The 14865-nt window shown below is 66.2% G+C and carries 10 protein-coding genes; 9 read left to right on the top strand and 1 reads right to left on the bottom strand.

The window, feature by feature from the left end; translation table 11 throughout:
- Positions 1-91: 91 nt before the first annotated feature.
- The 9 genes from HZZ13_RS23855 (at position 92) to HZZ13_RS23895 (ending at position 13861) form a co-directional block, all read left to right on the top strand.
- A complete protein-coding gene (locus HZZ13_RS23855; RefSeq protein ID WP_197961953.1) occupies positions 92-1078 on the top strand; it encodes a D-alanine--D-alanine ligase family protein in 987 nt (328 codons plus the stop codon).
- A 351-nt stretch (positions 1079-1429) separates the two neighbouring features.
- Positions 1430-2452, top strand: a complete 1023-nt coding sequence (locus tag HZZ13_RS23860; protein ID WP_197961954.1) for a cell division protein FtsQ/DivIB — start codon at positions 1430-1432, stop codon at positions 2450-2452.
- Positions 2449-3771 (top strand): cell division protein FtsA, encoded by a 1323-nt coding sequence (gene ftsA / locus HZZ13_RS23865; protein ID WP_197961955.1) that lies wholly within the window; start codon positions 2449-2451, stop codon positions 3769-3771. The genes HZZ13_RS23860 and ftsA overlap by 4 nt, the downstream gene beginning before the upstream one ends.
- Before the next feature lie 87 nt (positions 3772-3858).
- Complete coding sequence (ftsZ, locus tag HZZ13_RS23870; RefSeq protein ID WP_197961956.1) at positions 3859-5643, top strand: cell division protein FtsZ; 1785 nt, start codon at positions 3859-3861, stop codon at positions 5641-5643.
- 363 nt (positions 5644-6006) lie between these two features.
- Positions 6007-6969: a UDP-3-O-acyl-N-acetylglucosamine deacetylase gene (gene lpxC, locus HZZ13_RS23875; RefSeq protein WP_197961957.1), complete on the top strand. Its 963-nt coding sequence runs from the start codon at positions 6007-6009 to the stop codon at positions 6967-6969.
- A gap of 243 nt (positions 6970-7212) precedes the next feature.
- A complete protein-coding gene (locus HZZ13_RS23880; RefSeq protein WP_197961958.1) occupies positions 7213-8103 on the top strand; it encodes an outer membrane protein assembly factor BamD in 891 nt (296 codons plus the stop codon).
- A gap of 13 nt (positions 8104-8116) precedes the next feature.
- Positions 8117-9790 carry a DNA repair protein RecN gene (recN, locus tag HZZ13_RS23885; RefSeq protein WP_197961959.1) on the top strand — a complete coding sequence of 558 codons (1674 nt, stop codon included), beginning with the start codon at positions 8117-8119 and terminating at the stop codon, positions 9788-9790.
- A 154-nt stretch (positions 9791-9944) separates the two neighbouring features.
- The gene (gene ligA / locus HZZ13_RS23890) at positions 9945-12098 is read left to right on the top strand and encodes an NAD-dependent DNA ligase LigA (RefSeq protein ID WP_197961960.1); all 2154 of its coding nucleotides are present in this window, start codon (positions 9945-9947) and stop codon (positions 12096-12098) included.
- A gap of 308 nt (positions 12099-12406) precedes the next feature.
- The gene (locus tag HZZ13_RS23895) at positions 12407-13861 is read left to right on the top strand and encodes a cell wall hydrolase (protein ID WP_197961961.1); all 1455 of its coding nucleotides are present in this window, start codon (positions 12407-12409) and stop codon (positions 13859-13861) included.
- A 115-nt stretch (positions 13862-13976) separates the two neighbouring features.
- On the opposite strand, the gene nadC is transcribed toward HZZ13_RS23895, so the two are convergent.
- Positions 13977-14855, bottom strand: coding sequence for a carboxylating nicotinate-nucleotide diphosphorylase (gene nadC, locus HZZ13_RS23900; RefSeq protein WP_197961962.1), 879 nt, complete (start codon positions 14853-14855; stop codon positions 13977-13979).
- Positions 14856-14865: the final 10 nt, after the last annotated feature.

Below are 14865 nucleotides of genomic sequence, written 5' to 3' on the forward strand. Positions count from 1 at the left end.
ATTCCGGGGCGTGCGAAGCGCGAACCCGGAATCTCGAGATTCCGGGTCTGGTGCTTGCGCACCATCCCAGAATGACGAAATGAGAGGACATATGCGCATCACCATCCTCTTCGGCGGCTCCAACCGCGAACGTCTCGTCTCCGTAGCCACAGCCCAGGCGCTGCATCAGGCGCTGCCCGAGGCTGACCTCTGGTGGTGGGACGTCGAGGACAAGGTTCACGTCGTGCAGTCGAAGCAGCTGCTCGAGCATGCCCGTCCGTTTGAGGACGAGTTCAAGCCCGGCACGCGCGGGATCCCGTTGGAGCAGGCGCTTGATCAGGCCAAGGCTGAGGATCGCGTGCTGGTGCTCGGCCTGCATGGCGGCCGCGCCGAGAACGGCGAATTGCAGGTGATGTGCGAGGCGCGCGGCGTGCCCTTCACCGGCTCGGGCTCGGCGTCCTCGCATCTCGCCTTCGACAAGATCGCGGCAAAGCGCTTCGCCGCGCTCGGCGGCGTGACGCCGCCGGAAAATCTTGCGCTCGATGATATTGACGAGGCCTTCGCCGAATACGGCCGGTTGATCGCAAAGCCCGCGCGCGACGGGTCGAGCTACGGCCTGATCTTCGTCAACGCCAAGCAGGACCTCGTCGCCGTCCGCAACGCGGCCAAGCATGAAGAGTATGTCATCGAGCCCTACGTCGCTGGCGTGGAGGCGACCTGCGGCGTGCTGGAGCGCACCGACGGCTCGATCATCTCGCTGCCGCCGATCGAGATCATTCCGGGCGAGGGTAATTTCGACTACGCGGCGAAATATCTTCTGAAGTCGACCCAGGAGATCTGCCCCGGCCGCTTCGCACCCGAGATCACCGCCGCGCTCAAGGCGCAGGCGATGCTGGCCCATCGGGCGATGTCCTGCACCGGCTATTCCCGCTCGGACTTCATCGTCTCGGACAAGGGCCTCGTCTATCTCGAGACCAACACGCTGCCCGGGCTGACCAAGTCCTCGCTCTACCCCAAGGCGCTGAAAGCCGAAGGCATCGAATTTGTCGACTTCTTGCGCGGCCTGGTCGAGCTCGCCTGCCAGCGCGTGCGGAAATAGTCAGGATTGGTTAACGGCCGGAGCGGCGAAACGGGCCGGTTTGGCGGCCAAAACCGGTAAAATGCCGGACATCGCGGCGCAAATGCCTCACATTGCGGGGCAAAATGCGCAAGTCGTTAACGAATTTTACCTTTTGTTTACCAGGACGTCCGAAGGTTAACGCTGGCGGCGCATATGGCGCTTTGGCTGCCGGCGCGTGAGCTGTCGCGGGTGATGTCACCCCCCAGCGAACGCTTTGAAGGGGAGAGGTTTTCTTCTGCTGAAGACCAGCACCCGGCCCGGCAGGTCCGAGACGTCATGTTCGCCAGGATCCGCGCGATGTCGCGGGCAAACTGTTGACGAGCTCGTGCAATGGATGGTGCAGGACGCCTCACCCGATCGCTTTTGAGATCGCTGAGGCCCCAAGCTGACCTGAAGGCGGCCGCTATCGGAGCGGTCGTGCTTCTGCGCGAGTGGATAGAGGACAAGCGCGAAGAGGCGCGCGCTGCCGCCAAGGACAAGGCCAAAGCCAAGGTCAGGGCCGCCGTCGAGCGCGAGCCGCCGCCGCGCCTGGTCGCGCTGGTCGAGCGCTATCTGCCGCGCCGGGTCGGCCTCGGCATGACCGTGCTGCTGTTGATCGGCAGCTGCGGCTTCGGCATCGTCAAGGGTGGCCATCTCCAGGATTTCGTCACCGCGGTCAGCGATGCCCGCAATGCGCTGGCCAATTCCGCCGGCTTCCGTATCACCTCCGTCGTGATCAACGGCCGCAAGCAGCTGACTCAGGACGAGATCCTCGCGATCGGCGGCGTCAGCGGCCGCTCTTCGCTGCTGTTCCTCGACGCCGAGGCAGTGCGCGACAAGCTCAAGGCCAATCCCTGGATCGCGGATGCGACCGTGCTGAAGCTCTATCCGGGCCAGCTCATGATCGAGCTCACCGAGCGCAAGGCGTTCGCGCTGTGGCAGGAGGCCGGCCGGCTCTCCGTCATCGCCGACGACGGCGCCGTGCTCGAGCCCTATGTCTCGCGCCGCTTCCTGTCGCTGCCGCTCGTTGTCGGCAAGGGCGCCGAGACCCAGGCACGCGATTTCCTGGCGCTACTGGCGCGCTATCCTCAGGTCAATTCTGTGACCAAGGCCGCGATCTATGTCGGCGAGCGGCGCTGGAACCTGCGACTCAAGGACGGTCTCGACATCCGCCTGCCCGAGCAGGACATCGGCAACGCGCTTGCGATGCTGTCGAAGCTCGACAAGGAGGACCGGCTGTTCTCGCGCGATATCGTCGCCGTCGACATGCGCCTGCCCGATCGGCTCGTGGTGCAGCTCTCCGAGGACGCCGCCAAGGCGCGGGAGGAGCCGTTCAAGGACAAGAAGAAAAAGAAGGCCGGGGATTCCGCATGACCGGTCTCGATCGCACCCAGACACCGAAGACGCGCCCGATGCCGCACAAGCGCGGCGGCATCGTCGCCTGCCTCGACATCGGCACCAGCAAGATCGCCTGCATGATCGCGCGGCTGAAGCCGTCGCCGCCGAGCGATGCGCTGCGCGGCCGCACCCATGCGGTGGAATTGATCGGCTACAGCCAGATCCAGGCGCGCGGCATGAAGGCCGGCGCGGTGATCGATCTTACCGAATGCGAGCAGGCGGTGCGCCAGGCCGTCGGGCTCGCGGAGAAGATGGCCAAGGTGCGGGTCGAGTCCGTGCTGTTGTCGGTCTCCGGCGGGCGGCTCGCCGGCCAGCTGGTCGAGGCTGCCGCCGACATTCGTGGCGGCGCCGTAACGCCGGCCGATGTCAGCCGCGTCACCTCCACCGGCATGCGCCACGCCACCGGCGAAGGCCGCACCGTGCTGCACGCCCTGCCGGTCGGCTACACGCTCGACGGCGTCAAGGGCATCCGCGATCCCCGCGGCATGGTCGCGCACCAGTTCGGTGTCGACATGAACGTCGTCACCTGCGACGCCACCGTGGCGCGGAACCTGATGCTGGCGGTGGAGCGCTGCCACATCAATGTCGAAGCCATGGCAGCGAGCCCCTATGTGGCCGGCCTGTCGGTGCTGACCGACGACGAGGCCGATCTCGGCGCCGCTGTCGTCGAGATGGGCGCCGGCACCACCACGATTGCCGTTTATTCGGGCGGCCGCTTCGTGCACGCGGCGGGTTTTGCGGTCGGCGGGCAACACATCACGATGGATCTTGCGCGCGGACTCTCGGCGACCATTGCCGATGCCGAGCGAATCAAGACCTTATACGGTACCGTCATCACCGGCGGATCGGACTCGCGTGAGCTGATGTCTGTGCCGACAGCCGGTGACGAGCAGGATCTGCCGCAGATCGTTTCCCGCGCCACCATCGCGAACATCGTCAAGCACCGTGCCGAGGAAGTCTTCGAAATGGTTCGGGACAAGCTGAAGGATTCGCCCTTCGCCGCAGAGCCGAACGGCCGCGTCGTGCTTTCGGGCGGCGCCTCGCAGCTGACCGGTCTCGTCGATCTTGGCACCCGGATTCTCGGCCGGCCCGTTCGGGTCGGTCGTCCGCTCGGTTTCGGCCGGCTGCCCAATGAGGCGAAGAACGCCGCGTTCGCGGTGCCGGCCGGACTTCTGGTCTACCCGCAATATGTTCACCTCGAACATGTCGAACCGCGGCATACGCGGCAGCAGATCAAGACAGGGACCGGCGGATATTTCGGAAAGGTCGGACGATGGCTACGCGAGGGCTTTTGATGACCGCTTTCCGCAATCTTCGATTTTCACCAACTCCCGCGGCCACCGGCCGGGGCGAACCCACGCGCGCGTGATCGAGAGGCAACCATGACCATCAGCATCAATGTTCCTGATATTCACGAACTGAAGCCCCGGATCACCGTGTTCGGCGTCGGCGGCGCCGGCGGCAACGCCGTCAACAACATGATCACGGCGGGCCTGCAGGGCGTCGACTTCGTGGTCGCCAACACCGATGCGCAGGCGCTGACGATGTCGAAGGCGCAGCGCATCGTGCAGATGGGCACCGCTGTCACGCAAGGCCTTGGCGCCGGCTCGCAGCCGAACGTCGGCGCCGCAGCGGCGGAAGAAGTCATCGACGAGCTGCGCGACCATCTCTCGGGCGCCAACATGGTGTTCGTCACCGCCGGCATGGGCGGCGGCACCGGCACGGGTGCCGCTCCCGTCATCGCCAAGACCGCGCGCGAGATGGGCATCCTCACCGTCGGTGTGGTGACCAAGCCGTTCCACTTCGAGGGCCAGCGCCGCATGCGCACGGCCGAAGCCGGCATCGCCGAGCTGCATAAGGTCGTGGATACGCTCCTGATCATCCCGAACCAGAACCTGTTCCGGGTCGCCAACGAGAAGACCACCTTCGCCGACGCCTTCGCGATGGCCGACCAGGTGCTCTATTCGGGCGTCGCCTGCATCACCGACCTGATGGTCAAGGAAGGCCTGATCAACCTCGACTTCGCCGACGTCCGCGCCGTCATGCGCGAGATGGGCAAAGCGATGATGGGCACCGGCGAAGCCTCGGGCGACAAGCGCGCGCTGACCGCCGCGGAAGCCGCGATCGCCAACCCGCTGATCGACGACAGCTCGATGAAGGGGGCCAAGGGCCTGCTCATCTCCATCACCGGCGGCAAGGACCTCACCCTGTTCGAGGTCGACGAGGCGGCGACCCGCATCCGCGAGGAAGTCGACCAGGACGCCAACATCATCGTCGGCGCCACTTTCGACGAAGCGCTCGACGGCCTGATCCGCGTCTCGGTCGTCGCCACTGGCATCGAGCAGGCCGCGATCGCCCGCAACAGCCAGGCGACGTCTGCGCCCGTCGCCAACCCGGCACCGCAGATGCCGCAGGCTGCCGCCCCGGCCGCCGCCGCCGAGAGCCGTCTCGCCGACCTGACCGCCCGGCTGCGTGCCGACAACCAGCGTCTGGCCGAGCGCGCCCAGAAGCTGGAAGCCCAGACCCCGGCCGCCGCGCCGGCTCCGGCTGCCGCGCCCCGTCCGAACGTCGAGCGAGCTGCGCTCGCCGCGATCGCCGCTGCCGTTGCCGAGGTGCCGCAGGCGCCCGCGCCGCAGACCTATGGCGACGTCACCGTGCGCCCGATCGCGCAGAAGCCGACCCTGTTCCCGGAGGCCGACATGGCCCCGGTCGCGGTGCAGGAGCCGATGACGCCTGATACCTTCATCCCGCCGCAGGCCGAGCGTCCGGCCCGTACGCCGCGCATGCCGCGAATCGAGGAGCTGCCGATGCCGGCGCAGGCCGAGATTCGGCAGGCCCGCGGCGAGGCCGAGGAAGAGACACCGCAGAAGACCCGCCTGTCGCTGCTGCAGCGCCTCGCCAATGTTGGTCTCGGCCGTCGCGACGAGGAAAGCGAGCCGCCGGTGGCGGCCCGCACCGCCGGTCCCGCCATGCCGCCGCTGCCCGAGCGCCGGCCGCAGAAGACCGTGGCGCAGCAGATCGCGTCGAGTGAGCCGGTATCAGAGTATGCCCGCCGTCCCGCACCGCAAGGCTTGGACGTCCACGGCCGCCCCGCGCCTGTTGCGCCGGCGCCACAGGGTGACGACCATCTTGATATCCCGGCCTTCCTGCGGCGGCAGGCGACCTGAGGATTGTTACAATAAGGCAGATGACAAAAGGTCCCGGCGAGACGCTCGCCGGGACCTTTCCTTTTGCCCCGGGCATGTCCGGATTGTGCAGCCAAGCAACTGATTTTAAATCATTAATTACGCACTTGGTGGTTCAGTAAAACTGCCGATGACGGTCTCGGACGCCGGCGCAATTTGGTTAAGCCTTGGCGCGAATACGGCAGGTTTGGGGTAACAATCGGTAAAAAAGCGTGAGTTGGCGCTGTTTGAGGCAGCAACTATGGTCTGCCGTGACTTGGGGATACGGAGATTCGGAAGCGTCGGCTGTGGCCGGCCAGGCGGGTCTCGTATAAGTCGCAATGGGTCGTAGTGGGGCGGTTCCTGATGAAGTTTAGCCGGCAAACAACGCTTCGTGCGCAAGCCTCTGTGGCAGGCGTGGGCGTTCATTCCGGTCTTCCCGTCACTCTCACGCTTGGGCCTGCGCCTGTCGACGCGGGTTTTATTTTTGTCCGGACCGGACTTGAGGGAAGTGACCGCGAATTTCAGGCCACCGCCGAGCAGGTGATTGCGACTGACTTTGCCACCGTCCTCGGCGACCGCGACGGTCCGCTGGTGTCCACCGCTGAGCATGTGCTTGCTGCACTGCGGGGAATGGGCGTGGACAACGCCACCATCGAGATCGACGGTCCGGAAGTTCCGATCATGGACGGCAGTGCCGCGGCCTTCATTGCGGCGATCGACCAGGCCGGGATCGTCACCCAGCCGGCGCAGCGTCGCTTCATTCAGGTTCTGAAGCCGATCTCGGTCAAGATCGGCGATTCCTTCGGCGAGATCAGGCCCGACGCCAATGGATTCCGCGTCGAGGTCGAGATCGATTTCACTAATCCCGTCATCGGCCAGCAGGCTTACGCCTTCGACGTCAATCCGGAAGGTTTCCGCCGGGAGGTCGGCCGGGCCCGGACCTTCGGCCTGATGTGCGACGTCGCGCGGCTCTGGAGCGCGGGCTATGCCCTCGGCGCCTCCTTCGACAACACCGTCGTGTTCGATGACGAGCGGCTGCTCAACACCGAAGGCCTGCGCTATGCCGATGAATGCGCCCGCCACAAGGTGCTGGACGTGATCGGCGACCTCTCGCTGGCCGGCCTGCCGCTGCTTGGCGCCTACCGCTCGGTGCGCGGCGGCCACAAGCTCAACCACGCCGTCCTGACGGCGCTGCTGGCCGATCGGACCGCCTGGAGGGTGGTCGAGGGCGAGGCTGCCCGCCGCCCCACGCGTGCCGTGGGCGAGGTCGGTCGCGGCATCGTCGGCGGCCGGGTCGCTGCGGCCTTCGGACCGGATGTGTCCTGACGCGGCCTGCCGCTTTCGGATTTGGTTGGCGGCCCCCCGGGAAACTCCTGGTAACCATGATCGGCTAGCATTGCGGCAGGTTCGCCTTAATCCGGGCGAAATGCCTCCCTATCCGGTTCGTTAACGGTCGTTTTTCGGATACATCGGCGTGGTCGCGCGGCAGGCACCACGGTTACATTTCGCGCCCATGAGGGGTTCGTGGGCTGGCGGACACCGCATCACAGGGCGTCAGGGCTTAAACTCATGTCGGCACAGCGTATGACGCGCGGATATTTCTCGGTCTCGTCGCGAGCCCGCGGGCTGCTTCAGGCCGTCACCTTCATCATGCTCGCGCTACCCCTTGCCGGATGCGGCACGGGCGCGCTCTGGGACAAGTTCACCGCCAAGGACGACACCTTCGTCGAGGAGCCCGCCGACAAGATCTACAATGAGGGCCTGTACCTCATGAACGAGAAGAAGGACATGAAGGCGGCGAACAAGAAGTTCGAAGAGGTCGACCGCCAGCATCCTTATTCCGATTGGGCCCGCAAGTCGCTGCTGATGTCGGCCTATGCGTCCTATCAGGGCGGCGATTATGACGGCTGCATCGGCGCCGCCACCCGCTACGTCACGCTGCATCCCGGCAGCCCGGATGCGGCCTATGCGCAATACCTGATCGCCGCCTCCCATTACGACCAGATCCCGGACATCAGCCGCGACCAGACCCGCACCGAAAAGGCGATCGCCGCGCTGGAAGAGGTGGTGCGCAAATATCCGAACTCGGAATATGCGACCTCGGCCAAGGCCAAGATCGAGGGCGCGCGCGACCAGCTCGCCGGCAAGGAAATGAATGTCGGCCGCTACTACGCCCAGAAGCGCGACTACACGGCCGCCATCAATCGTTACAAGACCGTCGTCACGCAGTACCAGACCACCCGCCATGTCGAAGAGGCGCTGTTCCGGCTCACCGAGGCCTATATGGCGATCGGCATCGTCGGCGAAGCGCAGACCGCGGCGGCCGTGCTCGGGCACAATTTTCCTGACAGCCGCTGGTACAAGGACGCCTATAATCTTGTAAAATCCGGCGGTCTCGAGCCGAGCGAGAATCAGGGGTCCTGGATCAGCCGGACCTTCAAGAAAATGGGTCTCGGCTAGGAAATGCGGTTCCATGCTGGCGCGTCTGTCGATCCGTGACATCGTCCTGATCGAACGGCTCGATATCGAATTCGCCACCGGCCTCGCGGTTTTGACCGGCGAGACCGGTGCGGGCAAATCCATCCTGCTCGATGCTTTTGCGCTGGCGCTCGGCGGCCGCGGCGATGCCGGCCTCGTGCGTCACGGCGCGGAGCAGGGGCAGGTCACGGCCGTATTCGATGTCCCCAAGAATCACCCTGCGACGAAGATCCTGGCCGAGAACGGCCTCGACGATACCGGCGAGATGATCCTGCGCCGCGTGCAGCTCGCCGACGGCCGCACCCGCGCCTTCATCAACGACCAATCGATCAGCGTGCAGACGCTGAAGGCGGTCGGTACCGCCCTGGTCGAGATCCACGGCCAGCACGACGAGCGCGCACTGGTCGATGCCGCCACCCACCGCCGTCTGCTCGATGCTTTTGCTGGCCTCGAAAAGGAAGTCGCGGCGGTCGAAGCACTCTGGGATGCGCGCCGCACCGCCAACTCCGCGCTAGAGGAGCATCGCGCCGCCATGGAGCGCGCCGCGCGCGAGGCCGATTATCTGCGCCACGCCGCTGACGAGCTGAAGCAGCTCGCGCCCAAGGACGGCGAGGAGACCGCATTGGCCTCCCGCCGCACCACCATGATGCAGGGCGAGAAGATCGCCTCCGACCTGCGCGAGGCGCAGGAGGCGGTCGGCGGCAATCATTCGCCGGTCGCAGCCCTCTCGGCGGCGGTGCGCCGGCTGGAGCGGCGCGGCGTCAACTCGCCGGCGCTGGTCGAGCCGGCGGTAAAGGCGATCGACGCGGCGATCAACGCGCTGGAGGAGGCCGATCAGCACCTCCAGGCGGCGCTGGCCGCAACCGATTTCGATCCGGCCGAGCTCGAGCGCATCGAGGAACGGCTTTTTGCCTTGCGTGCGGCGTCTCGCAAATATTCGACGCCGGTCGACGGCCTCGCCGCGCTGGCCGCCAAATATGCCGCCGACGTGGTCCTGATCGATGCCGGCGCCTCGCGCCTGAAGAAGCTGGAGCAGGCCGCGATCGAGGCAGACAGCCGCTATGCGGCGGCTGCCAAGAATCTGTCGCTGGCGCGGCAGAAATCGGCCGAGAAGCTCAACAAGGCGGTCAACGCCGAGCTTGCCCCGCTCAAGCTCGAGCGCGCCAGGTTCATGACCCAGGTCGAGACCGACGAGGCCGCGCCCGGGCCGCAAGGTTTCGATCGCGTCGAGTTCTGGGTGCAGACCAATCCGGGCACCAAGCCGGGTCCCTTGATGAAGGTCGCCTCCGGCGGCGAACTGTCGCGCTTCCTGCTCGCGCTCAAGGTCGTGCTGTCCGACCGCGGCTCGGCGCCGACGCTCGTCTTCGACGAGATCGACACCGGCGTCGGCGGTGCGGTTGCGGATGCCATCGGCGGGCGCCTTTCGCGGCTTGCCGGCAAGGTCCAGGTCATGGCCGTGACCCATGCCCCGCAGGTCGCCGCCCGCGCCGACCAGCACCTGCTGATCTCCAAGGACGCCCTCGACAAGGGCAAGCGCGTCGCCACCCGCGTCAATGCACTTGCCGCCGACCACCGCCGCGAGGAGATCGCCCGCATGCTCGCAGGCGCGGAGATCACGGCCGAAGCGAGGGCGGCGGCGGAACGGCTGCTGAAGGCGGCGACGGCTTAGCTTGTGTCCCGGACGCGCGCAGCGCGAGCCGGGACCCAGAATGCCGCCACATGGGCCCCGGCTCTGCAGCGCACCGCTTCGCGCTGCGCTGCGTCCGGGGCACGAGACTCTTACCGCCTTTACCCTCCCGCCCCGTCCGTCGTATCCAAGCGCCATGGCCAGAGCAGCAAAATCCAAAGCAACACCGCTACGCGAGGTCGCCGATCTCACCAAGGCGCAGGCCAAGGTCGAGCATATGCGGCTCGCGCTCGAGATCGAGGGGCACAACGAGCGCTACTATCAGGAGGATGCGCCTGTTGTCACCGACGCCGAGTACGACGCGCTGCGCCAGCGCCTCAACGCGATCGAGCAGCGGTTTCCCGAGTTCGTCACCGCGGACTCGCCCTCGCAGAAGGTCGGCGCCGCGCCGTCAGGGCGCTTCAAGAAGATCCGGCATACCGTGCCCATGCTGTCGCTCGATAACGCCTTTGCGGAGGAGGATGTGCGCGACTTCATCGGCCGCATCGTGCGCTTCCTGAAGCTCGACGACGACCAGATCGATTTCTCGGCCGAGCCGAAGATCGACGGCCTCTCGATGTCGCTGCGCTACGAGGGCGGTGAGCTCGTCACCGCCGCGACGCGCGGCGACGGCGCGGTCGGCGAGGACGTCACCGCCAACATCCGCACGCTGGAAGACGTGCCGCAGAAGCTGAAGGGCCGCAACATCCCCGACATCTGCGAGGTGCGCGGCGAAGTCTACATGACCAAGAAGGCGTTCCTGGCGCTCAACGAGCGGCAGAAGGCGGCAGGCGATACCATCTTCGCCAATCCGCGCAATTCGGCCGCCGGCTCGCTGCGCCAGAAGGACCCGACCATCACCGCCTCCCGTCCCCTCGGGTTCTTTGCCTACGCCTGGGGCCAGATGAGCGCGATGCCGGAAGACACGCAGAGCGGCATGATCGGCTGGTTCGAGCGCTGTGGCTTCAAGACCAATCCCCTGACCAAGCTCTGTCACTCGGTCGATGAGCTGCTCGCCTTTCATCATGCAATCGAGGAGCAGCGCGCGCGGCTCGACTACGACATCGACGGGGTCGTCTACAAGGTCGACCGCATCGACTGGCAGGAGCGGCTCGGCTTCGTCTCGCGCACGCCGCGCTGGGGTATCGCGCACAAATTCCCGGCCGAGCGTGCCATGACCTTGCTGCGCGACATCGAGATCCAGGTCGGCCGCACCGGCTCGTTCACGCCGGTCGGCAAGCTCGAGCCGGTCGGCGTCGGCGGCGTGATCGTGCAGAACGTCACGCTGCACAACGAGGACTACATCAAGGGCATCGGCAACAAGGGCGAGGTGCTGCGCGAGGGGCGCGATATCAGGATCGGCGACACCGTCGTGATCCAGCGCGCCGGCGACGTCATCCCGCAGGTGGTCGACATCGTCCTCGACAAGCGGCCGAAGACCGCCAGGGAATTCCACTTCCCGAAGACGTGCCCGTGTCCGCTTCACACCGACGTCGTGCGCGAGGAGACGGCGACGGGCGAGGAGGGCTCGCGCGCCCGCTGCACCGGCGAGTTCGCCTGTCCCTACCAGAAGATCGAGCATCTGAAGCTGTTCGTGTCGCGGCGGGCCTTCGACATCGACGGCCTGGGCGAGAAGCAGCTGCAGTACTTTTTCGACGAGGGCTGGGTGAAGGAGCCCGCCGACATCTTCACGCTCGAGAAGCGCAATTCGAAACTCAAGCTCGAGGAGGTCGAGGGCTACGGCGCGACCTCGGTGCGCAACCTGTTCGGCGCCATCGAGAGCCGGCGGAAAATCGCATTGGAGCGCTTCATCTACGCGCTCGGCATGCGCCATGTCGGCGAGACCACGGCGCTGGCGCTGGCGCGCGGCTACGGCTCATGGGATGCGTTCCACGATGCCTGCCTGAAAGTTGCCAACGGCGACGAGGAGGCGATGGCCGAGATGGATGCGCTGGACCAGATCGGCGACACCGTGATCAGGAGCATCGCCGATTATTTCGGCGAGAGCCACAATCGCGGCATCGTCGAACGCCTGACCAGGGAGGTCGAGATCGTCGATGCCGAGAAGCCGAAGAGCAATTCGGCCGTGGCCGGAAAGACGGTCGTGTTCACGGGATCGCTGGAGCGGATGACGCGGGATGAAGCCAAGGCGACGGCCGAGCGACTAGGGGCCAAGGTGTCGGGCTCGGTCTCGAAAAAGACCGATCTCGTCGTGGCGGGCCCCGGCGCCGGTTCGAAGCTCGCGGACGCCAACAAGCACGGCGTCAAGGTGCTGACCGAAGACGAGTGGCTGAAGCTGATCGCCGAGTGAGGGCGCACTGACGCCTCGCGTCCATCACCATCGCACAGGCGGTCTCGCAACAAGCGTCCCGTAATGAGACGCGGCCGCAAGAGTTCCTTCACCTTTCGCGTTGACCCGATCTTTACCGCTTCACGTGAGCCCGCATTTACCAATGCGCCACGTCGCCCCGTGAAAACACCTGCATTCGCTTGAGTGTGCCGCCTGCGCAACGCCGATTAACGCCCCGGCAACCTAAATTAGATACTGACGATAAAGATCGAATTGCACGGATGTACTGAGTTCGATCTGACGAGCGTAAGCGTAGCGTGAGCGTATCGATGTCAGTGTTGCGTAACCATCCGAAGGGCGCGCGGTTCGCGTCCTTCGGCATCGGTCTCTGCATCTTCGCATTGATGCCGAAAGAGACCGGCTATCAGGACATTGCCTCGCTGCTGGCGCGCCAACCCGGCGTCGCCGAGCGGTGGCAGAAGCAGGTGTTCTCCGCTGCGTCCTCGATCCAGCTCGCCACCTACAGTTTTTCCCGCCCCATCGGCACGTCGGTTCCGCAGAGCGCGATGGTGCGGCTCGCAAGCCTCGACGGCCGCGACATCACCGGCGCGATCAGCCGCAATCCGGCGCTTCAGGCGCCGCCGCGCTACCAGGCTTCCGACTTTCCCAAGGTCGATCGCGCCCTGAAGGGCGATCGTCTCGCAATCGTCGCGCCGACGCAGTCGCCCGAGTCGGCCGCGCCGGCTGCAGCCCCGGCCAAGGAAGATCCCGCGACCTCGAACAGCTCGGTGTTCGGCGCCAAGACTGCCGCATTGCCGCCGGCGATGTCGCCGGAATCCGCGGCCGCGCTCGATCCCGAGCTGCAGGAGGCGATGCGCGCGCCGCCGCTGCCGCAATATTCCAATCCGCCGCAGGCGAGCGAGGCCGCGCGCGGGTTCGCGGTGCAGCCGCTGGAAGCGCCGAAGCGGGCCACGGCGCCGGCTGCGCCCGCGCGCGATCCTTTCAGCGTCAAGACATCGAGCCTGTTCTTCGGCAGCTCCTCGTTCGGCGGCAATCTCGAGACGATCGAGAGCTGGCAGCCCGGCGCCGAGCCGCTGATCGTGATGCCCGACCCCGACATGAAGGTGACGGCCTCGCTGACCCCGCCGACGGCGGAGATCGCCAAGAACATCGAGAGCGGCGAGAGCCTCGCGCCGAAGGGCGAGGTCAACGCCGACAACCAGCGCGCCAAGTCGCCGGCGGAACGGCTCGCGCTTGACGACAAGGCGCGTGCGAAATCGGAAAAGTGCCTCGCCGAGGCCGTCTACTTCGAATCCCGCGGCGAGGCCGTGCGCGGCCAGATCGCGGTGGCGCAGGTGGTGATGAACCGCGTGTTCTCCGGCAAATACCCTGATACGGTGTGCGGCGTGGTCTACCAGAACAAGTACCGCCATTTCGCCTGCCAGTTCACCTTCGCCTGCGACAACAATCCGGATGTGATTCGCGAGCCGGAGATGTGGGAACGAGCGAAGAAGATCTCGAAGGCGATGCTCGACGGCCAGATCTGGCTGCCCGAGGTCGGCAAGTCCACGCACTACCATGCCTATTGGGTCCGCCCGTCCTGGGTTGCCGAGATGAAGAAGCTGTACAAGACCGGCGTGCACACCTTCTACCGGCCGCGCAATTGGGGTGACGGCAGCGAGGAACCGAGCTGGGGCTCGCCGGCGCAGACCGCCGCGCTCTCCGCCGCACTTGCGCAGGAAGCCAAGAGCTCCGCGGAGATGGGCGTGACGGAGCGGAGATAGTTTCTGTACTGCGTCATGGCCGGGCTTGTCCCGGCCATCCACGTCTAGCTTCGCGAAATGAAGAACGTGGATGCCCGGGACAAGCCCGGCATGACGAACCCGTGTAAGTCGTGCCCTAAGCCTCGATGTCCAGCGCACAGTCGAAATTCGGCGCTGAATGCGTCAGCGCGCCGGCCGAGGCATAGTCGACGCCCGTGGCTGCGATGGCGCCGATCGAGTCCAGCGTGACGCCGCCGGACGCCTCCAGCGCGAGGCGACCCTCGTTGAGCCTCACCGCTTCGCGCAGCGTCGCAAGATCCATGTTGTCGAGCAGCACCGCGTCGGCCATTCCGCTGTCGAGCACCTCGCGCAGCTGCGCCAGCGTGTCGACCTCGATCTCGATCTTGACCAGATGGCCGGCATGGGCGCGGGCGCGCTCCAGCACCGGGCGGATGCCGCCGGCCACCGCGATGTGGTTGTCCTTGATCAGGATGGCGTCGTCGAGCCCGAAGCGATGGTTGAAGCCGCCGCCGCAGCGCACCGCGTATTTCTCCAGCGCGCGCAGTCCCGGCGTGGTCTTGCGCGTGCAGCAGATGCGCATCCTGGTGCCTTCGGTGCGCGCGACATAGTCCGCCGTGAGCGTGGCGATGCCCGACAGCCGGCCGACGAAGTTCAGCGCGGTCCGCTCCGCCGTGAGGATGGCGCGCGCGGGCCCCGAGATCGTCAGCACGTGCTGGCCGCGCGCAACCCGCGCGGCATCGCGGACATGTGCGCGCACCTCGATGTCGGGCGACAGCTTCTGCAAGGTCGCGAGCGCCAGCGGCAATCCGGCGATGACGCCGGACTGCCGCGCGACGAGGATGGCTTGCGCGCGTGTCGCCTCGGGGATCGTCGCGAGCGAGGTGATGTCGCCGGCGCGGCCGAGATCCTCGCCGAGCGCGCGCTCAACGGCCGCCTCGATCGCAAGCGGCGAGAGGAAGGCATCGGGGTAGAGCAGTGAGGTCGGGGTGATCATGGGGCCTCCT

This window comes from Bradyrhizobium agreste, from assembly GCF_016031625.1.
GTDB lineage: Bacteria > Pseudomonadota > Alphaproteobacteria > Rhizobiales > Xanthobacteraceae > Bradyrhizobium > Bradyrhizobium agreste.